Consider the following 22107-nt stretch of genomic DNA (forward strand, 5'->3'; position numbering starts at 1 on the left):
TACCAGCGGGCAGCGCGGCTCTGAGGAACCCAGCAAGCCGCTGAACAAGTTCAGATGAAGCAGGAGGCCGGCGATGGCTCAAGAGCAGACCAAGCGTGGCGGTGGTGGTGGCGACGACGACGACTTCGCCGACAGCACGGCCGCGGGCCAAGAGCGCCGCGAGAAGCTCGCCGAGGACACCGACGATCTGCTCGACGAGATCGACGACGTCCTCGAAGAGAACGCCGAAGATTTCGTCCGGGCATACGTCCAAAAGGGCGGACAGTGAGCTGGCCCTTCTCCGATCGCCTGTCCACTAACTCTGCACTCCCGGCAATTTCCGCCGTAGACCTGTCATCCTTTGCTGACTTTTTGCGCCGCCAGGCGCCGGAACTGCTGCCGGCCGGCCTCAGCGGCGGTGCGCACGCCGATGGGGCGGGTTCCCAGCTGCCGCATGGCACCACCATCGTCGCCCTGAAATACCCCGGTGGCGTGGTCATCGCCGGGGACCGGCGCTCCACCCAGGGCAACATGATCGCCGGGCGCGACGTGAAAAAGGTGTACGTCACCGACGACTACACCGCCACGGGCATCGCGGGCACCGCGGCCATCGCCGTCGAGTTCGCCCGCCTCTACGCGGTGGAACTCGAGCACTACGAGAAGCTCGAGGGTGTGCCGCTCACGTTTGCCGGAAAGGTGAACCGGCTCGCGATCATGGTGCGCGGCAACCTGGCCGCAGCGATGCAGGGGCTGGTGGCCCTGCCGCTGCTGGCGGGCTATGACATCGACGCGGCCGATCCCGAGGGCGCCGGCCGGATCGTGTCGTTCGACGCCGCCGGCGGCTGGAACCTGGAAGAAGAGGGCTATCAGTCGGTGGGTTCGGGGTCCATCTTCGCCAAGTCGTCCATGAAGAAGTTGTACTCGAGGGTCGTCGATGCCGATTCCGCGGTGCGGGTGGCGGTGGAGGCGCTTTACGACGCCGCCGACGACGACTCAGCCACGGGCGGGCCCGACCTGGTTCGCGGTATCTACCCGACGGCGGTCACCATCGGCGCCGAGGGTGCGGCCGAGGTGCCCGAGAGCCGGATCGCCGAATTGGCCCGCGAGGTCATCCAAAGTCGCTCGCGCGCAGACACTTTCGGCCCCGACGGCGGTGAGAAGTGAGCTTCCCGTATTTCATATCGCCCGAGCAGGCGATGCGCGAGCGCAGCGAGCTCGCCCGCAAAGGCATCGCCCGTGGCAAGAGCGTGGTGGCGCTGGTCTACGCCGGTGGTGTGCTCTTCGTGGCGGAGAACCCGTCGCGGTCGTTGCAGAAGATCAGCGAGCTGTATGACCGCGTGGGCTTCGCGGCCGCCGGCAAGTTCAACGAGTTCGACAATCTGCGCCGCGGCGGGATCCAGTTCGCCGACACCCGGGGCTACGCCTACGACCGCCGCGACGTCACGGGCCGCCAGCTGGCCAACGTCTACGCGCAGACCCTGGGCACCATCTTCACCGAGCAGGCCAAGCCCTACGAGGTCGAATTGTGCGTCGCCGAGGTAGCGCACTACGGCGAGTCGAAACCGCCTGAGCTGTACCGGATCACCTACGACGGGTCCATCGCCGACGAGCCGCATTTCGTGGTGATGGGCGGTACCACCGAGCCGATCACCACCGCGCTCAAGGAGTCCTACGCCGAGAACGCCGACCTGCGCGACGCGACGCAGATCGCCGTGAAGGCGTTGCGGGCCGGCAGTGGGGACGGATCCAGCGGGGATCAGCCCTCCCCGGACGTGGGCAGCCTGGAGGTCGCGATCCTCGACGTCAGCCGGCCGCGACGGGCGTTCCGGCGGATCAACCGGGCCACCCTGGAAAGCTTGCTGCACGAGGGCGATTCGATACAGCCGGAAACCAACGGCGAAGCGCCCGACTCCAACGGCGACTCCGCGGGCTGAATCGGGCCGATTCGGCACGCCCCGTTGTGTTCGCTGAGGGCGAAACGCTCGGCTTGACACGACGACGCCGGCGTTGCTGGCAACCCCGGCGTGGCCGCCGAGGGCGGGACGTCGTGAAACTCGTCGGGACCCGTAGGCGCGGCTTCCGCACCGTCTCGGTCCGACAACCAGTACCCTCGATTACGTGCAGCGGCGAATCATGGGCATCGAGACCGAGTTCGGTGTCACCTGCACTTTCCACGGACACCGTCGCCTATCCCCGGATGAGGTAGCCCGCTATCTCTTTCGGCGCGTCGTGTCCTGGGGGCGCAGCTCCAACGTTTTCCTGCGCAACGGCGCCCGCCTGTATCTCGACGTGGGCAGTCATCCCGAGTATGCGACGGCCGAGTGCGACAGCCTGGTGCAGCTGGTCACGCATGACCGGGCCGGTGAATGGGTGCTCGAGGACCTGCTGATCGACGCCGAGCAGCGGCTCGCCGACGAGGGCATCGGTGGCGACATCTACCTGTTCAAGAACAACACCGATTCGGCTGGCAACTCCTACGGCTGCCACGAGAATTACCTGATTGTGCGGGCCGGTGAGTTCTCCCGGATCTCCGACGTGCTGCTGCCGTTCCTGGTCACCCGCCAGCTGATCTGCGGGGCCGGGAAGGTGCTACAGACCCCCAAGGCGGCGACGTTCTGCCTGTCCCAACGCGCCGAGCACATCTGGGAGGGCGTCTCGTCGGCGACCACCCGTAGCCGGCCGATCATCAACACCCGCGACGAGCCGCACGCCGACGCCGAGAAGTACCGGCGGTTGCACGTGATCGTCGGCGACTCGAACATGTGCGAGACCACCACCATGCTCAAGGTGGGGACGGCCGCACTGGTGCTGGAGATGATCGAAGCAGGCGTCCCCTTCCGTGACTTCTCGCTGGACAACCCCATCCGCGCCATCCGCGAGGTCAGCCACGACATCACCGGACGGCGGCCGGTCCGGCTGGCCGGCGGGCGTCAGGCCAGCGCGCTCGACATCCAGCGCGAGTACTACAGCCGCGCCGTCGAACACCTGCAGACTCGGGAGCCCAACGCCCAGATCGAGCAGGTCGTCGACCTGTGGGGCCGCCAGCTCGACGCCGTCGAAAGCCAGGACTTCGCCAAGGTCGACACCGAGATCGACTGGGTGATCAAGCGCAGGCTGTTCCAGCGCTACCAGGACCGCTACAACATGGAGCTGTCCGATCCGAAGATCGCCCAGCTGGACCTGGCCTACCACGACATCAAGCGGGGGCGGGGCGTGTTCGACCTGCTGCAGCGCAAGGGGCTTGCGGCGCGGGTCACCACCGACGAGGAGATCGCCGAGGCAGTCGATCACCCGCCGCAGACCACCCGCGCCCGGCTGCGCGGCGAGTTCATCAGCGCCGCCCAGGCCGCGGGCCGTGACTTCACCGTCGACTGGGTCCACCTCAAGCTCAACGACCAGGCCCAGCGCACCGTCCTGTGCAAGGACCCCTTCCGTGCGGTCGACGAGCGGGTCAAGCGGCTGATCGCCAGCATGTAGCCTTGTCGCTCCCCGCTGGCCCCATCCGTCACATCAGCCCCGCCCTGGCGGGCCATGCTCGCCGCGCGAATGTGATAGCGCCGGTGCTATCACGTTTGCCAGGGCGGCAATGCTTGCTCAGTGGTGACTGATGGGGCGAATGTGAGTCCTGCGACTCGCTAACCGGTGCAGGCGCCGGCGGGGCACCGGTTATAACCTGGTGCGAATGGCAACCTCGAAAGTCGAGCGGTTGGTCAACCTCGTCATCGCCCTGCTGTCCACCCGCGGGTATATCAGCGCGGAGAAGATCAGGTCCAGCGTCGCCGGTTACGCGGAAAGCCCCAGCGCCGAGGCGTTCTCCCGCATGTTCGAGCGCGACAAGAACGAGCTGCGTGATCTGGGCATCCCGCTCGAGGTCGGCAGGGCGTCGGCCGCGGAGCCCACCGAGGGCTACCGAATCAACCGCGACGCCTACTCGCTGCCGCCCGTCGAGCTCACCGCCGACGAGGCGGCCGCGGTCGCCGTCGCGACACAACTGTGGGAATCGCCAGAGCTGGTCACCGCCACCCAGGGAGCTCTGCTCAAGCTGCGCGCCGCCGGGGTGGACGTCGACCCCATGGAGATGGGGGCGCCGGTGGCCATCGCCTCGCCTGCCGGCGTGCCGGGTTTGCGCGGGTCGGAAGACGTGCTCGGAATCCTGTTGTCGGCCATCGATTCCCGGCAGGCGGTGCAGTTCCCGCACCGGCCGTCGCGCGCCGAGCCGTACAGCATGCGCACCGTCGAGCCGTGGGGCGTCGTCACCCAGAAGGGACGCTGGTATCTGGTGGGACACGATCGCGACCGCGACGCCACCCGCACGTTCCGGCTCTCGCGGATCGGCTCCGAGGTCAGGCCGATCGGTCCGCCCGGGGCGGTCGTCGTGCCCGAGGGTGTGGACCTGCGCCAGATCGTGGCCCGCACGATCGCCGAGACCCCGACCGGCGGGCAGGCGCGCGTGTGGGTCGCCGACGGGCGGGCCACCGCGCTGCGGCGCGCCGGGAGGACCACCGGCGCGCGGGAACTGGCCGGCCGCGACGGCGAGGTGATCGAAATCGACATCGGGTCCAGCGACCGGCTGGCGCGCGACATCGCCGGCTACGGGCCCGACGCCGTCGTGCTCGAACCGCAGTCACTGCGCGAGGACGTGCTGGCCCGGCTGCGCGCTCATCTGGAGGTGTCACCCGGATGACACCCGTGTCCACGCGCCTCATCCGGCTGCTCAACATGGTGCCGTACTTCCAGGCCAACCCGCGGGTCACGCGCGCCAAGGCCGCTGCCGACCTCGGCGTCACCGCCAAGCAACTGGAAGAGGACCTCAACCAGTTGTGGATGTGCGGCCTGCCCGGCTATTACCCGGGCGACCTGATCGACTTCCAGTTCTCCGGCGACACCATCGAGGTGACGTTCTCGGCGGGGATCGACCGGCCGCTCAAGCTCACGTCGCCGGAGGCTACCGGCCTGCTGGTGGCCCTGCGGGCGCTCGCCGACATTCCCGGTGTGGTCGATCCCGAAGCGGCGCGCAGTGCGATCGCCAAGATTGAGGACGCGGCCGGCGCCGTCGGCCATGACGCCACCGGATCGGCGGCGGCGGTCAATCAACAAGCACCCGCGGAGAGTCGCGCCGCGGCCGCGGTGCGTACTGCCGTGCAGGCCGGACACGCGCTCGCCCTCGACTACTACTCCGCCTCGCATGACACCCTGACGAGCCGGATCGTCGACCCCATCCGGGTGCTGCTGATCGGCGGACACAGCTACCTGGAGGCTTGGTCGCGCGAGGCCGACGCGGTTCGGCTGTTCCGGTTCGACCGGATCGTCGACGCCACCGAGTTGGAGGAGCCGGCGGCCGCGCCCGAACTGGCCGTCCAGGCGCCGCCGGACACGTCGCTGTTCGACGGCGATCCCTCCCTGCCGTCGGCCACGCTCCGGGTCGCGCCCTCGGCGTCGTGGATGTTCGAGTACTACCCGATGCGAGAGGTGCGGGAGCTGGCGGACGGATCCTGTGAGGCGGTGATGACCTATGCCTCGGAGGACTGGATGACGCGTCTGGTGCTGGGTTTCGGGTCAGCCGTGCGGGTGCTTGAACCGGAGTCGCTCGCACGACGTGTACGGGGTGCCGCGGCGGCGGCGTGCGAGTCCTATCAGGCGCTTGCCCCCTGAGGCCACGGCGCGGGCGGCCCGGTCCATGGCCGCACTGCGGTAGCATCGGGTAGACGTCTGGAGGTAATCAAAGTGGGCAGTCTTAGTCCGTGGCACTGGGCGATCCTCGCGGTGGTGGTGATCCTGCTTTTTGGTGCCAAGAAGCTCCCCGATGCAGCACGTTCGTTGGGCAAGTCGATGCGCATCTTCAAGTCTGAGCTGCGTGAAATGCAGAGCGAGAACAAAACGGAGCCGTCCGCGTTGGACACGAACAACGCCCCCTCCGCGGCCAACCCCACTCCCGTGCAGTCGCAGCGGGTCGACGCTCCGGCGGCCCCCGAGCAGGGGCACTCTGAAGCACGCCCGGCTTAGCCCGCCATCATCGTCGCGGTGCCCGAACGCCACTGAACGAGCGTCGTGAAAGGTTTCAAGGTTTCAGCGCGCACTGCCGGCGTGCTGAGGCGCCTCAACCCGCGTAACAGGCGCAGCCGCACCAACCCCGACGCGACGATGTCGCTCGTCGACCACCTGACCGAGCTGCGCACCCGATTGCTGCTGTCGTTGGCCGCCATCCTGATCACCACGATTTTCGGGTTCGTCTGGTACTCGCATTCGATCTTCGGGCTGGAAAGCCTGGGCGAGTGGCTGCGCCACCCCTACTGTTCGCTGCCGCAATCCGCACGCGCCAGCATCAGCGCCGACGGTCAATGCCGGCTGCTGGCCACGGCGCCGTTCGACCAGTTCATGCTGCGGCTCAAGGTCGGGCTGACCGCCGGGGTCGTGCTGGCGTGTCCGGTGTGGTTCTACGAGCTGTGGGCCTTCATCACGCCGGGCCTGTACCAGAAGGAGCGCCGCTTCGCGGTCGGATTCGTGGTCCCCGCGGCGGTGCTGTTCGTCGCCGGTGCGGTGCTGGCCTATTTCGTGCTGTCCAAGGCATTGAGCTTCCTGCTGACGGTCGGCAGCGACGTGCAGGTGACCGCGCTGTCCGGCGACCGCTACTTCGGTTTCCTGATCAACCTGTTGGTGGTCTTCGGGGTCAGCTTCGAATTCCCGTTGCTGATCGTCATGCTCAACATGACCGGTGTGCTGCCGTATGAGCGGCTCAAGTCCTGGCGGCGTGGCCTGATCTTCGCGATGTTCGTGTTCGCCGCCGTTTTCACGCCCGGTTCCGACCCGTTTTCGATGACCGCCCTGGGCGTGGCGCTGTCGGTGTTGCTCGAGTTCGCCATCCAGATCGCCCGCCTGCACGACCGGCGGAAGGCCAAGCGCGAAGCCCAGACCGTGATCCCCGACGACGAGGCGTCGGTCATCGAGCCGCCGACGCCCGTCGAGCGGCCGGTTCCGGAGCCGTCGTACACCGCCGGCCAGCATGACGATGTCACCTGAACCGTCAGCCCAGCAGGACGTGGCGGACCTCGTCGAACTGACCCGGTTCACGGCGGAGCTGCCTTTCGCGCTGGACGGCTTCCAGCGGCGGGCGTGCGCGGCGCTGGAACGAGGGCACGGCGTGCTGGTGTGCGCGCCGACCGGCGCCGGCAAGACAGTGGTGGGCGAATTCGCCGTGCACCTGGCGCTGGCCGCGGGCGGGAAGTGCTTCTACACCACGCCGCTCAAGGCGCTGAGCAACCAGAAGCACACCGACCTGACCGCACGCTACGGTCGTGACCGGATCGGCCTGTTGACCGGCGACATGTCGGTGAACGCCGACGCGCCCGTGGTGGTGATGACCACCGAGGTGCTGCGCAACATGCTCTACGCCGATTCGCCTGCGCTGCAAGGGCTTTCCTACGTGGTGATGGACGAGGTGCATTTCCTGGCCGACCGGATGCGCGGCCCGGTGTGGGAGGAAGTGATCCTGCACCTGCCCGACGACGTGCGGGTGGTCAGCCTGTCGGCGACGGTGAGCAATGCCGAGGAATTCGGGGGCTGGATCCAGACCGTGCGGGGCGATACGACCGTGGTGGTCGACGAGCACCGGCCCGTACCGCTGTGGCAGCACGTGCTGGTGGGGAAGCGGCTCTTCGACCTGTTCGACTACCGGAACGCGGAAGCCGGCGAGCAGCCGGGCGCCGGACGTGAGGCGCGGGTCAATCCCGAGCTGGCGCGCCATATCGCGCACCGCCGGGAGGCGGACCGGATGTCGGACTGGCGTGGTCCCCGCCGGGAGGCGGGAAGGCGTGGCGGCGGCCGCGGCGCCCCAGACCGGCCGCGTTTCTACCGGCCGCCCGGTCGGGCCGATGTGATCGCGACCCTGGACTCCGAGGGGCTGCTACCGGCGATCACGTTCGTGTTCTCCCGCGCCGGCTGCGACGCGGCCGTCCAGCAGTGCCTGCGCTCGCCGCTGCGCCTGACCACCGAGGAGGAACGGGCCCAGATCGCCGAGGTGATCGAGCACCGGTGCGGCGATCTCGCCGACGCCGACCTGGCGGTGCTCGGCTACTACGAGTGGCGGGAGGGATTGCTACGCGGGCTGGCGGCCCACCACGCCGGAATGTTGCCGGTGTTCCGGCACACCGTCGAGGAACTGTTCACGGCAGGGCTGGTGAAGGCCGTGTTCGCCACCGAGACCCTGGCGCTCGGCATCAACATGCCCGCCCGGACGGTGGTGCTCGAACGGCTGGTGAAGTTCAACGGCGAGCAACACATGCCGCTGACGCCGGGGGAGTACACGCAGCTGACCGGGCGCGCCGGGCGGCGCGGCATCGACGTCGAAGGCCACGCGGTGGTGCTGTGGAACCCCACCGACGAGAACACCGAGCCGGCCGCGGTCGCGGGCCTGGCCTCCACCCGCACCTTCCCGCTGCGCAGCTCGTTCGCTCCGTCCTACAACATGACGATCAACCTGGTCCAGCAGATGGGCCCCGAGCAGGCGCATCGGCTGCTGGAGCAGTCGTTCGCCCAATATCAGGCCGACCGCTCGGTCGTCGGCCTGGTCCGCGGCATCGAGCGCGGCACCGCGATGCTCGCCGAGATCGCCGGCGAGCTGGGCGGCCCACAGGCGCCCGTTCTCGACTACGCCCGCCTGCGGGCGCGCATCTCCGAGCTGGAGCGCGCCCAGTCCCGTGCATCGCGGCTGCACCGACGCCAGGCGGCCAGCGATGCGCTGGCCGCGCTGCGGCGCGGCGACATCATCAACATCACCCAAGGCCGGCGCGGCGGGCTGGCGGTGGTACTGGAATCGGCCCGCGACGGCGAGGACCCCCGACCACTGGTGCTCACCGAAAACCGCTGGGCGGGACGGATTTCGACGGCCGACTACCCGGGAGCGTCGGCTCCGGTCGGCTCGATGCCCTTGCCCAAGCGGGTCGAGCACCGCCAGCCGCGGGTCCGGCGTGATTTGGCGTCGGCGCTGCGGTCGGCGGCCGCCGGGCTGGCGCTTCCGTCCCGGCGCCGCGGCGGCCGCGGCGACCACGACGGCGCGTTTCAGGACCCGGAGCTGGCGTCGTTGCGCGACGAACTGCGCCGGCACCCGTCGCACAACAGCCCCGGCCTCGAGACCCAGGTCCGGCAGGCCGAGCGCTACTTGCGCATCGAACGCGACAACGCGCAACTGGAGAAAAAGGTTGCCGCAGCGACGAATTCGCTGGCGCGCACGTTCGACCGCATCGTCGGCCTGCTCACCGAGCGCGGCTTCATCCAAGGCCCGGACACCGATCCCCACGTCACCGATGACGGCCGGCTGCTGGCGCGCATCTACAGCGAGAGCGACCTCCTGGTTGCCGAATGCCTGCGCACCGGCGCGTGGGCCGACCTGAAGCCGCCCGAGCTGGCGGCGGTGGTGTCGGCGGTGCTGTACGAAACCAGGGGCGGTGAGGGCCCGCGGGCGGCGTTCGCCGCCGAAGCCCCGACTCAGCGGGTGAGGCAAGCGCTGCAGCAAACGTCGCGGCTGTCGTATGCGCTGCGCTCTGACGAGCAGACGCACCGGATCACGCTCAGCCGGGAACCCGACGACGGGTTCGTCAACGTCATCTATCGGTGGGCCAAGACCGGGGACCTGGCGGCGGCGCTGGCGGCCGTCGACCCGGTCGGCACCGGCTCGCCCCTGTTGGCAGGGGATTTCGTGCGCTGGTGTCGCCAGGTGCTCGACCTGTTGGACCAGGTCCGCAACGCCGCCCCGGACGCCGAGTTGCGGGCCACCGCCAAGCGCGCCATCAATGACGTTCGGCGCGGCGTCGTCGCTGTTGACGCCGGGTAGGCTGAGCCGGAGCTACCGTAGATCCGGAAACGACAACGCCGATAGTTCATGCCAAGACATAAGGGGCTGAGGAGAGACGATGAGCGGACCGCAGGGACCGGAGCAGCAGTGGCAACCGCCGGGCCAGGGTAGCGATCAGTCCTCCGAGCCGACCCAGGCCGGTTCGCCCTGGCAGCAGCAGCCGGGCCAGGAGGCGACGTGGCAGGCCCCGGCGTATACGCCGCCCGCCGACTACCCGCAGTACCAACAGCCGACCGAGCAGGCGTACCCGCAGCAATACCCGCAGCAGCCCGGCTACGGTCAGCCCGGGCAGTACGCGCAGGCGGGCCAGTACGGGCAGCCGGGTCAATACGGTCAGCCGGGCCAGTACGGTCAGCCCGGGCAGTACGCGCAGCCCGGCCAGTATGGGCAGCCAGGCCAGTACGGTCAGCCGGGCCAGTATGGGCAGCCGGGCCAGTACCCGCAGCAGTACCCGCCCTACGACCAGCAGCCGGCCAAGAAGCGGTCGACGGGGGTGATCCTGGGCGTGGGCGGCGTGATCGCCTTCCTGCTCATCGCGGTTGTCCTGGTGCTGGGCTTTTGGCAGCCCGGTTTCTTCGTGACGACCAAGCTGGACGTGAACAAGGCGCAGGCCGGTGTGCAGCAGGTGCTGTCGGACGAGACCAACGGCTACGGCGCCAAGAACGTCCAAAACGTCAAGTGCAACCACGGCCAGAATCCGACCGTCAAGAAGGGCGCGACGTTCGACTGCGACGTCAGCATCGACGGCGCCCCCAAGCACGTGACGGTGACCTTCCAGGACAACAAGGGCACCTACGAGGTGGGCAGGCCGCAGTAGTCGGTTACTCCGGCAGCGCGTCGAGCGCCCTTTGCAGCCGGGCGATCGAGGACCCGACGCCCAGTGATGTCGCCAGCTTGGCGGTGCGCTGCGGGTCGTCGGCCGCCAGCGGTAGCGCGTCGGTTGCGGTCGAGAGGCTGACGGGCGCGTCGGTGGCCACCCGTACCACCTGTCCGGCGGCCTCGATGTAGTCGTTGGCGCCCAGCAGTTTCGAGCGCACACCCTTGGCCATCTTCGATTTCGGGTCGCGGGCGGCCGCCAGGATCTGTTCGAGCGACTCGTGCTGCGCCAGCAGGGTCGCCGCGGTCTTTTCGCCGACGCCCGGCACGCCGGGCAGGCCGTCGGACGGGTCGCCGCGCATCAGTGCGAACTCGGCGTAGGCGGGCCCCGCACGGTGCTGCGGCACGCCGTAGTGGTCGGCGACTTCCGCGGGCCCGAACAGGGTGGCTTTGGTCAGCCCGCGGCCGAGGTACAACACCCGGACCGGGACCGGGTCGTCGGACACCACCTGCAGCAGGTCGCGGTCGCCGCTGACCACGACCACCGGGTCACGACGTTCGCGGGCGGCCAGCGTGCCCAGCACATCGTCGGCCTCGAACCCTTCGGCGCCCGCGGTCGGAATGCCGAAGGCGTCCAGCAACTCCATGATCATGTCGATCTGCGGCGTGAGGTCGTCGGGGACCTCTTCGATGTCCGGTTCGCCGGCCGGCTCTGCCTCCGCGACGCGATGCGCCTTGTAGGACGGGACCAGGTCCACCCGGAACTGCGGCCGCCAATCCAGGTCCAGGCACACCACCAGCCGGGTGGGGCGTTGCTGGTTGATCACCACGGCCATCGAATCGATGAATCCCCGCACGGCGTTGACGGGCCGGCCGTCGGGCGCGGTGATCGAGGAGGGCACCCCGAAATACGACCGGAACCACATGCTGGCCCCGTCGAGCAGCACTAGCGGCGATCGCGAGCGCGGCGAAGCCGGGCGCTGCGGGTCGCCGCTGGTACCTGAGGGTCTGGTCATGCCGGTATGGTCTCACGCCGCCGAGCGTCGACCGGGTTAGCCTGGCTGCCATGGACTCTCATCGGTTCGCCACCGGGGTGTATGCCCGCCGCCTGAAAGCGGCGGCCGACGCGACCGCGGAGGCGGGGTTGTCCGGCCTGGTCATCACCCCGGGCTACGACCTGCGTTACCTCGTCGGGTCGCGCGCCCAGACCCTCGAGCGGTTCACCGCGCTGGTGTTGCCGGCCTCCGGTGACCCCACGGTGGTGGTGCCGCGGCTGGAGCTGGCCTCGCTCAAGGGGTCGGCCATTGCGGAACTGGGTCTGGCGGTGCGGGATTGGGTCGACGGGGACGACCCGTACCAATTGGTGGGCGCCGCGTTGGGCGGGGTTCCCGCCGCGACCGCCGTCACCGACTCCATGCCGGCGCTGCACCTGCTGCCGCTGGCGGGTGCGCTCGGCGTGCTGCCCGTGCTGGCGACGAACGTGATGCGCACGCTCCGCATGGTCAAGGAGGAATGCGAGACAGACGCGCTGCGCAAAGCCGGCGCGGCCATCGATCGGGTGCACGCCCGGGTGCCGGAGTTCTTGGTCCCGGGCCGGACGGAGGCCGACGTGGCCGCCGACATTGCGGAAGCGATTGTGGCCGAAGGCCATTCGGAGGTGGCGTTCATCATCGTCGGTTCCGGGCCGCACAGCGCCGACCCGCACCATGGTTACTCGGATCGCGAACTGCAAGTCGGCGACATCGTCGTCGTCGACATCGGGGGCGCCTACGAGCCCGGATATAACTCCGACTCGACCCGCACCTACAGCATTGGCGAGCCGGATCCCGAAGTTGCACGGCAATATTCGATCCTGCAGCGGGCGCAGCGCGCGGCCGTCGACGCCGTGCGTCCGGGCGTGACGGCCGAGCAGGTCGACGCGGCCGCGCGCGACGTGCTGGCCGACGCCGGGCTAGCGGAGGCTTTCGTGCACCGCACCGGTCACGGCATCGGGTTGTCCGTCCATGAGGAGCCCTACATCGTCACGGGCAACAACCTGCCGCTGGCCGCGGGCATGGCGTTCTCCGTCGAGCCGGGCATCTACTTCCCGGGCCGCTGGGGCGCCCGCATCGAGGACATCGTCGTGGTGACCGAAGGCGGGGCGCTGGCCGTCAACAACCAGCCGCACGACCTGATCGTGGTGCCCGTGGCATAGCATCCGGCGCTTATCGGGGCGTACGTTGGCCTTGATGTCACTTCTGGATTTGACTCTCCTTCCGATCCGCATCGCACGTCACATCGCCGATACGCTGGTGCATCCCGCCCCGACGGCACCCGCGCCGCCGGCTGAACTCGTCGTCGTCGACGGAATGCCCGAGGGGGTGCCCCCGGCGGCGCTGCGCCGCGAGCCACAGCTCCCGGTGCCGTCGGGCTGGCCATTCGGCGGGGAGTTTCCGCGCACCTGCGGCGCGGGCCGCGTGGCCGGTGGGGCCCTGTTTTGGACCGACTTTCTGTACGACGACCACGGCGCGACGGGCCTGCCGATCGGCGACCTGAAAGTGCAGGCGCCGCCGCGCGGAACCTACATCTATCCCGACGGCCCCGCCGCCCGCAACGGCGCCGACATCTTCCGGGTCGCGATCGGGCTCACCGCAACCCACACGTGGTGGCGGGTCGACTGGAACACATTGCTGGACGCGTCGGTGCCCATCGCCCTGTTCGCTCTCGACACCGACCCGGCCCGGACCGCGCCGGACCAGTGGCCCGCCGGGGCCGGGGTGCGCTCGGCCGGAATCGACATGGCCTTGCGGATTTCGGGCAGCGGCGCCGCGCTGATCGACCTGACCACCCAGTCGACGACGCCGGTGCAGCACAGCGTCGACATGGGATCGCGAACGTTTCTGGCGCAGGTGCCGCGGACTCTGTTGGAGCCGAGCGGCACCTGGACGGTGCGGCTCGGCGCGGGGCTGGCCAACGCGGCCGGCGACGGGTTCGCCGACGTGCCCGCCGAGCGCGGCGCGCTGCCCGGTCAACCCAACGTGTACAACGTCGCATTCCGCACCAACGAGCAGGAGCCGCCGCACCTGAACTTCTGGTCGGACGCGGCGCAGGCCGAGGCGTTGACGGGTGGCGACGTGTCGAGGTTCGCCGTGAGCGTGGAGTGGGCGCGGCTGGCGGCCGGCGAGACCGCTTCCGAGCCGGTGATCACCGGGCCGTCCACGCGCTGGTATGTGTCCTCGATCGAGCTGGGCCAGGGTGTGGCCGCCGACGACATCTTGAGCACCAAGCCGCAGTTCCTCGGCCGGGTGCAGCCGTATTCGGTGTGCCTGCCATCGAGTTTCAAGCTGGGCCGGGCGCTGCCGCTGACCCTGCTGCTGCATTCGCTTGCGTTGGGGCAGAGCCAGTTTGCGGCGATCGACCCCCGCCTGCTGCACCAGGTGTGCGAGGTGCGCGGCTCGGTGGTGATCACGCCGCTGGCCCGAGGGCCGTCGACGTGGTACTTCGATACCGGGGAGTTGGACGTCTGGGAAGTGTGGGCGCGCGTCGCCGAGCAGCTGGGCACCGATCCCAACCGCACCGTGATCTCCGGTTACTCGATGGGCGGCTATGCGGCCTACAAGCTGGGATTGACTTATCCGCAAGTGTTTTCGCAGGCCGTCGTGCTGGCCGGCCCGCCGACGTGCGGGGTGCGGCTGCTTCCCGACGTCGACATCCCGGCCGACCTGGACCCGGAGTCGCCCTGTGCCCGGGAGGGCGATACGTGGAAGCTGCTGGTGAACGCCCGCTGGCTGCCCTACGTGATCGCGCACGGACTGGTCGACGAGCTGGTGCCGTTCCCGTCGGCCGCCGAGCAGGTGCTCGAACTCGACCGGCTGGGCTACCGGCACCGCTTCACGGTGTATCCGTTCGAGGATCACATCGCCTGGGTGCTGCAGGACAAGTTCGAAGACCCGATCGCCCACATGGAAACCGGTGTGCGCCAGGCAGATCCGGGGCATATCACGTTCGCGTGGCACCCGCAACTGGTGCGCGACGACTTGGGTATCGGCCCGCATCGGGTGTGGTGGCTGTCCGGCCTGACCGCGGATCCCGCGGTGACCGCGCGGCGGGGGGCGATCGCCGAGGTCGACGCGCGGTCGTACGCGCGCCCGGATCCGACGCACACCGTTCGGCATCACCGCGGGTTCCTCCTGAACTTCGACCCCACCCCCGGCGTCTACAGCGAACTGGACTGGCGGGTGGGTCCGCCCGTGGGTCCGCTGCCGTATCTGACACTGCGGCTCACCGGCGTCGCCGCGATCACGGTGGATGTCCAGCGGGCCGGATTGGCACCGCTGCCGGCGTCGACCATCACGGTGGCCACGGACACCGCCGCGCGGATCACGCTGAGTGCGCTGCCCGCCGGGGTCGGCGTCCAGCTCGACGGCCATCCGGCCGAACCGACTTTGGCGGTGCCGGTGGGACGGCACCGCATCACCTTGGCCGCCCAGGCTGTTGATGAATGAGTTGTGGCTGCTCTACGGCAGCGGCTAGCTTGGGCAAAGCCTTCATTGGGTGAATAGCTTCGGCGCGCGGTCTCGACGAGAATTTCGCGCGTGGCTCCCTTGTCGGTCGACCCCGAGGCGATGTACGCCGCCGGCAGCGCGGTGGCAGCCGCGGGTGAGGGGTTGGCAGCGAATCTGGCGGTGCTGACAGCCGGCTTTTCGGCGCACACCGGTGTCGACCGGGCCGGCGAGGTGTTCGGCTTGGCGTATCAGGAGAAGGCCGAGTCGGTGCTGAAGGCGGCCGCTGCTGCTGTCAACGCCTGCCGGAAGAGCGGTGCCATCATCCAGCAAGGTGCGTCGAACTACTCCAACGTCGAGGCGGCTTCGACGCTGGGCGGCGGGCGAGGAGCCTTGAACCCACCGTCCCCGCCGGCCGAGCTTGCCGCGCCGGCGCCGCCTGGGACGTGGGGGCCCGGCCAGCCGCCCCCACCGCTGTGGTCGTTCGTGCAAGCGTTTGTCCTCGAGGCGTGGCCCGATGGCGATGTGGCGGGTCTGCGTGCGGCGGCATCTCGTTGGCGTGCCTTCGGTGCGGCGGCCAAAGCTGTGCAGGGAACTCTCAACGCGTCGAAGACGCTGTTCGACAGCCAACACATTCCTGAAGGCGAGAAGATCGACAGCGCTTTGAACGAAATCGGCTCGTCGACAACGGTTATCGGCGAGCTGTGCGGCACGTTGGCCAGCACCATCGACGCATTCGCCAACAGGGTGGACCACGCCCAAACCGCGATCCGGGATCTGTTGCGTCGGATGGAGTCCCTGGGCGACCTCGGTCACGACGTCATGCTCATCATCGACGGTGACGCGTGGGATGAGATCAAACAGATCGTCAGCGACATCAACGCCGTGCTGCAGCATCTTGGGCAGGAAGCCAGGGCCTGCGAGCAGGCGATCAGGCTCGTCATGCAAGCAGCCGATCGCGAGGTCGTCACCTGCGAGAAGTACGCGCGCCGCGGGCTCGTCACATTCCTGGGCGACGACGTCGGCAACGCCGTCGCGACCCTAACCGACACCTGGATCAACGCCCATGAGGGTGTCCTCAAAGGTGCGGTCGGCATCGGGCTGGGCCTCGTCGACCTCAGCCCGCATTGGATCGTCGCCGATCCCCAGGGTGCGGCCGCCACCTGGACGGGCTTGGTGAAGAACACCTGGAAAGAAAGCTTGATCAACGCCGCGGTCAATCCCAAAGAATTCGCGGAGGCGAGGCTGCAGGAGCTGAAGGGCCTTGTGCATGCCGAGGATTGGAGTACCGCTCGCCCGGGATTAGGCGCCGGTGAAGTTGCACTCGACGGCGCCACCCTGTTCGCCCCGGGCCTTGGTGAGGCGGGTGCGGCGGCCGACAGTGCGGGCGCCGCTGCGCGCGGCGCAGAGGAAGAGGCGGAGGCCGCGGGTGGCGCTGCTGGGCGTGCCGGTGGGGAAGGCGCCGCGGGAGCGCGCGGTGCGCTGACCGACATCACCAAGGCCGGCGGCGACGTGACCAAGAACCTGAAAGACGTTGCGGGTGACTTGCCGGAAATCAAACTGCCCGCCGGCGGCACTCCTGTCGGTCTACCGTCCGGCAAGTCGCTCGAGGCGCCCGTCGAGGCGACACCACACCCGCCCGATGCCGCACCGGGTGCGCCGCACGATCCAACGGGCGCGCTGGGACCGACATCCCCGGAGACTCCCTCAGCCGGCGCCGAGCGCGGTCCACACGATCCGGCAGGGGCTCCGCCAGCAGCACCAGCGCCGGCGGGTACTGGTGGTCCCCATGAGCTGGTATCGCCCGCCGAGACTCCGGCTGCGTCACGTTCGCATGAACCTGTGTCCGCGCCTGCAGAGCCGTCGCACGCTCCGGCGCCAGTGAGCGGTCCACGTGATCCGGTGTCCGCTCAAGGAGAGGCTCGCGTCTCTCCGGTGGGCGCCGGAATACATGAACATCTCTCCGCCCCGTCAGAACGTCCGCACGAGCCTGCGCCCGTCGGGCGTCCGCATGAGGGGGCTGCGGCGCCGGTCGAGGGGCAACATGAGCGCCCGCCCGCGGCAAATCCCCGCGAACCGGGTTCCGTGCCGGGGGCCGGTCCGCGTGACCCTGCGTCGGTGCCTGCGGAGGGCTTGCATGAAACCGGAGCGAAATCTGCGGAGGCCCCACACGAGGCGCCCTGGGTGCGAGCAGAGCGCCCGCATGAGCCGATGACAATTCCCCCCAGTCCGCCCAGCGGCGCACCTCTTACCTCTGCGCCCGCCGCAATGGGGGAGCGTGCGCCGGCCGCAATTCCACAGCTGGCCGAGCATTCTCCCAGTCGCGCGCCGGCTCCACCTGGCGGACCGCCCGCTGAGCCACCGCCTGCTGCCCCGGTAACGAAGGCGGCCTCCCATTCACCACTGCCCGCCCGTCGTCCCCTCGAAGCGCAAACTCCGGGTCGCGGCCCGCATATGCCTGATGACGGTGGCCCCGCCATCGGTGGGCCGAAGCCACCGTTCGATGGTTTGTCAAAGCCTGGCGACACCAGCCTGCTTGGCTACCCCCCGTCAAAACTGCCACCCCACGACAGCGCGCCTCCTGCATCCGGCGAGAAGGCTGGTTGGCACGATGGTGCTGTTGATGGCGGCCATGATCAGAGCCTGCCAGTTCCGATGAACGCAGATGATCTGTCCGCACTTGCTGACTACACTGGCATGGGCTACAGAGACCTAAACGAGGCGTTAAGGAGCGAAGCTTTGGACGCGTCTCAATCCGCTCGAGTTGAAGCACTGAAGAATGCATTGAACAAACTTCCTCCGTATGAAGGGTCTGTGGTCCGTGGCACAAATCTGCCGCCCGAGGTACTTGCTCAGTATCGACCAGGAGAATACGTCGTTGAAAAAGCATTCTTAAGCACTACGAAGAATCCAATAGTAGCACAGTCGTCCGCCTTCGCTGGAAATGTTGAGTTCAGAATTGTATCTTTTAGCGGTCGCGACGTTTCAGCGGTTTCGATGTTTCCTGCGGAGCAGGAGATCCTATTTCCGGCGCATACAAGGTTTCTGGTGTTAAGGAAAGCAATAGATCCACGAACGGGTCGGACAATTATCGACATGGTGGAGGATTAACCTGATGAAGCTGACCAATCCTCAAAGGAGGTGCATGTGAGGGAGATCGCGGGGAAGATATTCTTAACACGAGAAGAGGCCGGCGCGCCTCCGCCTTCGGCGGAAAAGCTTGCGCGTGCCCGGCAACTCCTCGATGAATTCCAGGAGCAAGTAGATGCGGTAGCCGATGAAGACCGGCCTACCGAAATCTCACCAAAATTTTGGGACGACGTCTCAGGCACCGAGTATGACCCGCGAAGGCAAGGTGGCTAGACGTCGACGCGTAATGACCGGTGCGCAGGAAGTCTTCGATTGACTACTTTATACATCCGGTCCAATCCGGTCAGGGCGTTGTTTGGAGCTCTCTGACAACGAAGCTATTTGCCGCATGAGTGATGGAATTGTGAATTTTGAGGACATATTCGTCTCGTCAGATGATAGATACGCCATAGGCGTGGAAAAAGCCTCCGGCCGCTACTATATATCAATGCCCGTGAGCAACGGCATTGTCGACTATGAAGAGTATTACGAACTTACGCCTGATCAGTACCGTCACTTTCTTGACGGCCGGGGAGCTGCAATCGAGTTCATAGACGCATGCCGTAGGAGGGAGCGCGACCATCTCCTCCTCCAGCCGCCCGGCAGTAACCGAGGAACACCTGTCTAAAGACGCACTACACAGTGGATCGGCGCGCCACGAGGCGCAGTAGAAAGGCGGATGCGGTGTAATGAGCAGAAAAATCGCCGGGAAGATCTTCTCTACGCCAGAAGAGGCGGGTGTGACCCCGCCGACAGAAGCGGAGTTGGCGAAGGCGTGTAGGGCTTTCGACGAATTTGAGCAGAAAGTAAAAGCAGTCGCTCCGGAAGACCGAGCAAAAGCTGTGTCACCCAAGTTTTGGGATGACATCTCGGGCACTGAATTGGACCCTCGCAGGAGAGCCCGCTAAGCGGACGGTGCGGTCGTCTGTCAGCGAACGCGACGGGCCTACGTCCCGCCCCGATCCAGCAATCCAGAAGACCCCAGCACCCGCTCCACGCGCACCTCGATGACCACCCGCCGCGGATTCGGGCGCGGAGTCCGGTAGCGCTGCGCGTAGCGCAGTTCGGCGTCGCGGACGGCGTCGCCGTCGCTGTTCACCTTCGACCGGCCCTCCAGCGACAACCACCGCGCGCCGTCGACCTGACTGAGCACCGCGACCCCGCCGCGGTCGGCGTTCACCGCTTTCTGCGATCCGCCGGTGGTGATGACCCGCGCGATGTGCGTCTTGGGGTCGAAGGTGAAACCCACCGCCACGACATGCGGTGAATTGTCGGCTCGCAGTGTGGTCAGCATGGCCAGATGTCGTTCGGACAGGAACGCCAGCGCATCGTCGGTGAGCCGGGTAGTGGTATTCGCCATCACCGCTCACGCTAGCGCAGGTCATAATCGCAGCCGTGGACGACACGGGCGCAGGTCCAGTACTGATCCTGGGCGGCCGCAGCGAGATCGGCATCGAGCTGGCGCGGCTCCTGGCGCCTGGGGCGACGGTGGTGCTGGCCGCGCGCGGGGCCGATCGACTCGACGAGCAGGTCGCCGCCCTCAGAGGCGCCGGCGCCACAGCGGTGCACACGGTCGAGTTCGACGCCGACGACCTCGCATCGCACGGTCCGCTGGTCGACTCGGTCGTCGCGGACCACGGACCCATCGCTACGGCGGTGCTGGCCTTCGGAATTCTCGGCGACCAATCCCGCGCCGAAACCGACGCCGCACACGCGGTCGCCATCGTGCACACAGACTACGTCGCCCAGGTCAGCATGCTTACCCATCTGGCGACCGCGATGCGCAAAGCGCACAGCGGCCAACTGGTGGTGTTCTCCTCGATCGCCGGCGCGCGCGTGCGTCGCGCCAATTACGTCTACGGCTCGGCGAAGGCCGGCCTGGACGGCTTCGCGAGCGGGCTGGCCGATGCCCTGCACGGCACCGGCGTGAAACTGCTGATCGCCCGACCGGGTTTCGTGATCGGACGGATGACGCAAGGTATGGATCCCGCGCCGCTGTCCAGCACGCCCGCCCAGGTGGCCGCGGCCACCGCGCGTGCGATGGCCAAGGGTCGACGCACCGTGTGGATCCCGTGGGCGCTGGGGTCAGCGGCCGCCGTGATGCGGCTGCTGCCGCAGTTTGTCTGGCGCAGGATGCCGCGATGATCATCGTGGTCGGCATCGGGGCCGACGGCATGGCTGGGCTCGCGGAAACCTCCCGCAATGAATTACGGCGGGCCACAACCATTTACGGCTCGCAACGGCAACTCGACCTGCTCGACGAGACCGTGACCGCGCCGCGCCGGCAGTGGCCCTCGCCGATGCTGCCCGCCCTGCAAACCCTGCGAGATCGCCACGCCGAAGACATCCACGTGGTGGCCAGCGGCGACCCGCTCATGCACGGCATCGGGGGCACGCTGATCCGGCTCTACGGCCCCGAACACGTCCGGGTGCTTCCGCACGTGTCCTCGGTGACGCTGGCGTGTGCGCGGATGGGCTGGAACGCCCACGACACCGAGGTGATCAGCCTGGTCACCGCGCCGCCGCACACCGCGGTGCGCCGCGGCGGCCAGGCGATCGTGCTGTCGAAGAGCGCGGCCACGCCCCACGAACTCGCCGCACTGCTCGAAGCCCACGGCCGCGGCGATTCCGAATTGAGCGTCCTCGAAAACCTCGGTGGCCCAACCGAACGGCGTCGCGACGCCACCGTGCGTCAATGGGCTGCGGACGCGCCCCATGACGTCGACGACCTCAACGTCGTCGCCATCCGCTACCTGCCCGACGAACGGCTCTCGCCGCTGCCCGACGACGCGTTCCGCCATGACGGGCAGATCACCAAGCACGGCATCCGCGCGGTCACGCTGGCGGCGCTGGCGCCGCGCCCGGGCGAGCGACTGTGGGACGTCGGCGCGGGCTCGGGCAGCATCAGCGTCCAGTGGTGTCTGAGCGGCAACGGTTGCAGCGCCGACGCATTCGAACGCGACGAACGACGCCGCCGCAACATCGCCTTCAACGCCGCGGCCTGCGGCGTCGCCATCGACGTCCACGGCGACGCCCCGAAAGCCTTCGGCGGGCTCGACACGCCATCGGCGATCTTCATCGGCGGCGGCCTCACCCAACCCGGGCTCCTCGACGCCTGCCTCGCCAGCCTGCCGACCGGCGGCCGCCTCGTCGCCAACGCCGTCACCGCGGAATCCGAAGCGCTGCTGGCACAGTCGCATTCGCGCCTCGGCGGCCACCTGAGACGCTTCCAGCACTACCACGGCGAGCCGCTCGGCGGCTTCACCGGATGGCGCCCACAGATGCCGGTCACCCAGTGGTCGGTGACCAAGTGACGGTCTATTTCATCGGCGCGGGCCCGGGCGCCGCCGACCTGATCACCGTCCGTGGTCAGCGGCTCCTCGAAACGTGCCCAGTGTGCCTGTACGCGGGATCGATCATGCCCGACGACCTCCTGGCGCTGTGCCCGCCCGGGGCGAAAGTCATTGACACCGGCCCGCTGACGCTCGAGCAGATCATCACCGAACTCGCGGACGCCGACGCCGCCGGCCACGACGTCGCGCGCCTGCATTCCGGAGACCCGTCGCTCTACAGCGCACTGGCCGAACAATGTCGGCGGCTCGACATGCTGGGCATCCACTACGAAATCGTGCCCGGCGTACCGTCTTTCGCCGCGGCGGCGGCCGCGCTCAAGCGTGAGCTCACGGTCCCCGGAGTCGCGCAGACGGTGACGCTGACCCGGGTCGCGACCCTGTCGACGGCCATGCCGCCCGGGGAAGACCTGGCCACCCTCGCCCGATCCGGGGCCACGCTGGTCCTGCACCTGGCCGCGGCGCAGATCGATGCCATTGTGCCGCAACTCCTCGACGGCGGATA

The 22107-nt window shown here is 68.2% G+C and carries 19 protein-coding genes; 17 read left to right on the plus strand and 2 right to left on the minus strand.

Annotation, left to right across the window (positions count from 1 at the left end; translation table 11 throughout):
- Window positions 1-73 precede the first annotated feature (73 nt).
- The 10 genes from A5713_RS25250 to A5713_RS25295 all read left to right on the plus strand — a co-directional run bounded on the left by A5713_RS25250 (window position 74) and on the right by A5713_RS25295 (window position 10643).
- Window positions 74-268 (plus strand): ubiquitin-like protein Pup, encoded by a 195-nt coding sequence (locus tag A5713_RS25250; RefSeq protein WP_007170369.1) that lies wholly within the window; start codon window positions 74-76, stop codon window positions 266-268.
- On the plus strand, window positions 265-1143 hold the full coding sequence (gene prcB / locus A5713_RS25255; protein ID WP_068099026.1) for a proteasome subunit beta: 879 nt from the start codon (window positions 265-267) through the stop codon (window positions 1141-1143). Before A5713_RS25250 ends, prcB begins: the two co-directional genes overlap by 4 nt.
- Window positions 1140-1913 (plus strand): proteasome subunit alpha, encoded by a 774-nt coding sequence (gene prcA / locus A5713_RS25260; RefSeq protein WP_067919984.1) that lies wholly within the window; start codon window positions 1140-1142, stop codon window positions 1911-1913. Before prcB ends, prcA begins: the two co-directional genes overlap by 4 nt.
- 184 nt (window positions 1914-2097) lie before the next feature.
- Complete coding sequence (gene pafA, locus A5713_RS25265; protein ID WP_102417330.1) at window positions 2098-3456, plus strand: Pup--protein ligase; 1359 nt, start codon at window positions 2098-2100, stop codon at window positions 3454-3456.
- A gap of 205 nt (window positions 3457-3661) precedes the next feature.
- Window positions 3662-4663 (plus strand): YafY family protein, encoded by a 1002-nt coding sequence (locus A5713_RS25270; RefSeq protein WP_067919980.1) that lies wholly within the window; start codon window positions 3662-3664, stop codon window positions 4661-4663.
- Window positions 4660-5631 carry a YafY family protein gene (locus A5713_RS25275; protein WP_068099027.1) on the plus strand — a complete coding sequence of 324 codons (972 nt, stop codon included), beginning with the start codon at window positions 4660-4662 and terminating at the stop codon, window positions 5629-5631. The genes A5713_RS25270 and A5713_RS25275 overlap by 4 nt, the downstream gene beginning before the upstream one ends.
- Window positions 5632-5703: 72 nt before the next feature.
- Complete coding sequence (gene tatA / locus A5713_RS25280) at window positions 5704-5982, plus strand: Sec-independent protein translocase subunit TatA (RefSeq protein WP_068099028.1); 279 nt, start codon at window positions 5704-5706, stop codon at window positions 5980-5982.
- 45 nt (window positions 5983-6027) lie between these two features.
- Window positions 6028-6996 (plus strand): twin-arginine translocase subunit TatC, encoded by a 969-nt coding sequence (tatC, locus tag A5713_RS25285; protein ID WP_156752025.1) that lies wholly within the window; start codon window positions 6028-6030, stop codon window positions 6994-6996.
- A gap of 19 nt (window positions 6997-7015) precedes the next feature.
- On the plus strand, window positions 7016-9805 hold the full coding sequence (locus A5713_RS25290) for an RNA helicase (protein WP_068099029.1): 2790 nt from the start codon (window positions 7016-7018) through the stop codon (window positions 9803-9805).
- 79 nt (window positions 9806-9884) lie between these two features.
- On the plus strand, window positions 9885-10643 hold the full coding sequence (locus tag A5713_RS25295; protein ID WP_068099030.1) for a DUF4333 domain-containing protein: 759 nt from the start codon (window positions 9885-9887) through the stop codon (window positions 10641-10643).
- A gap of 4 nt (window positions 10644-10647) precedes the next feature.
- On the opposite strand, the gene A5713_RS25300 is transcribed toward A5713_RS25295, so the two are convergent.
- Entirely contained in the window at window positions 10648-11658 is a 1011-nt protein-coding gene (locus A5713_RS25300) for a 5'-3' exonuclease (RefSeq protein ID WP_197516478.1), read from the minus strand.
- Window positions 11659-11708: 50 nt separating this feature from the next.
- On the opposite strand from A5713_RS25300, the gene A5713_RS25305 reads away from it, so the two are divergent.
- From A5713_RS25305 to A5713_RS27950, 4 genes are all read left to right on the plus strand, one after another.
- Window positions 11709-12836 carry a Xaa-Pro peptidase family protein gene (locus A5713_RS25305; protein ID WP_068099031.1) on the plus strand — a complete coding sequence of 376 codons (1128 nt, stop codon included), beginning with the start codon at window positions 11709-11711 and terminating at the stop codon, window positions 12834-12836.
- A gap of 34 nt (window positions 12837-12870) precedes the next feature.
- Window positions 12871-15126, plus strand: a complete 2256-nt coding sequence (locus A5713_RS25310) for a prolyl oligopeptidase family serine peptidase (protein ID WP_068099032.1) — start codon at window positions 12871-12873, stop codon at window positions 15124-15126.
- 90 nt (window positions 15127-15216) lie between these two features.
- Window positions 15217-18234 carry an ADP-ribosyltransferase domain-containing protein gene (locus tag A5713_RS29380; RefSeq protein ID WP_231980679.1) on the plus strand — a complete coding sequence of 1006 codons (3018 nt, stop codon included), beginning with the start codon at window positions 15217-15219 and terminating at the stop codon, window positions 18232-18234.
- A gap of 382 nt (window positions 18235-18616) precedes the next feature.
- Window positions 18617-18880 carry a hypothetical protein gene (locus A5713_RS27950; RefSeq protein WP_082973158.1) on the plus strand — a complete coding sequence of 88 codons (264 nt, stop codon included), beginning with the start codon at window positions 18617-18619 and terminating at the stop codon, window positions 18878-18880.
- A 318-nt stretch (window positions 18881-19198) separates the two neighbouring features.
- Here the strand turns inward: A5713_RS27950 and A5713_RS25325 are convergent, their stop codons facing one another.
- Window positions 19199-19612, minus strand: coding sequence for a F420-dependent biliverdin reductase (locus A5713_RS25325; RefSeq protein WP_068099033.1), 414 nt, complete (start codon window positions 19610-19612; stop codon window positions 19199-19201).
- Window positions 19613-19647: 35 nt separating this feature from the next.
- On the opposite strand from A5713_RS25325, the gene A5713_RS25330 reads away from it, so the two are divergent.
- From A5713_RS25330 to A5713_RS25340, 3 genes are all read left to right on the plus strand, one after another.
- Complete coding sequence (locus A5713_RS25330) at window positions 19648-20397, plus strand: SDR family NAD(P)-dependent oxidoreductase (RefSeq protein WP_068099034.1); 750 nt, start codon at window positions 19648-19650, stop codon at window positions 20395-20397.
- Window positions 20394-21566, plus strand: a complete 1173-nt coding sequence (locus tag A5713_RS25335; protein ID WP_068099035.1) for a bifunctional cobalt-precorrin-7 (C(5))-methyltransferase/cobalt-precorrin-6B (C(15))-methyltransferase — start codon at window positions 20394-20396, stop codon at window positions 21564-21566. The genes A5713_RS25330 and A5713_RS25335 overlap by 4 nt, the downstream gene beginning before the upstream one ends.
- The coding region (locus A5713_RS25340) for a cobalt-precorrin-4/precorrin-4 C(11)-methyltransferase (RefSeq protein WP_068099036.1) at window positions 21563-22107 on the plus strand (545 nt) is incomplete at its 3' end. The genes A5713_RS25335 and A5713_RS25340, both read left to right, overlap by 4 nt.

Origin of the sequence: Mycobacterium sp. E2497 (assembly GCF_001668695.1) — a bacterium.
Classification (GTDB): domain Bacteria; phylum Actinomycetota; class Actinomycetes; order Mycobacteriales; family Mycobacteriaceae; genus Mycobacterium.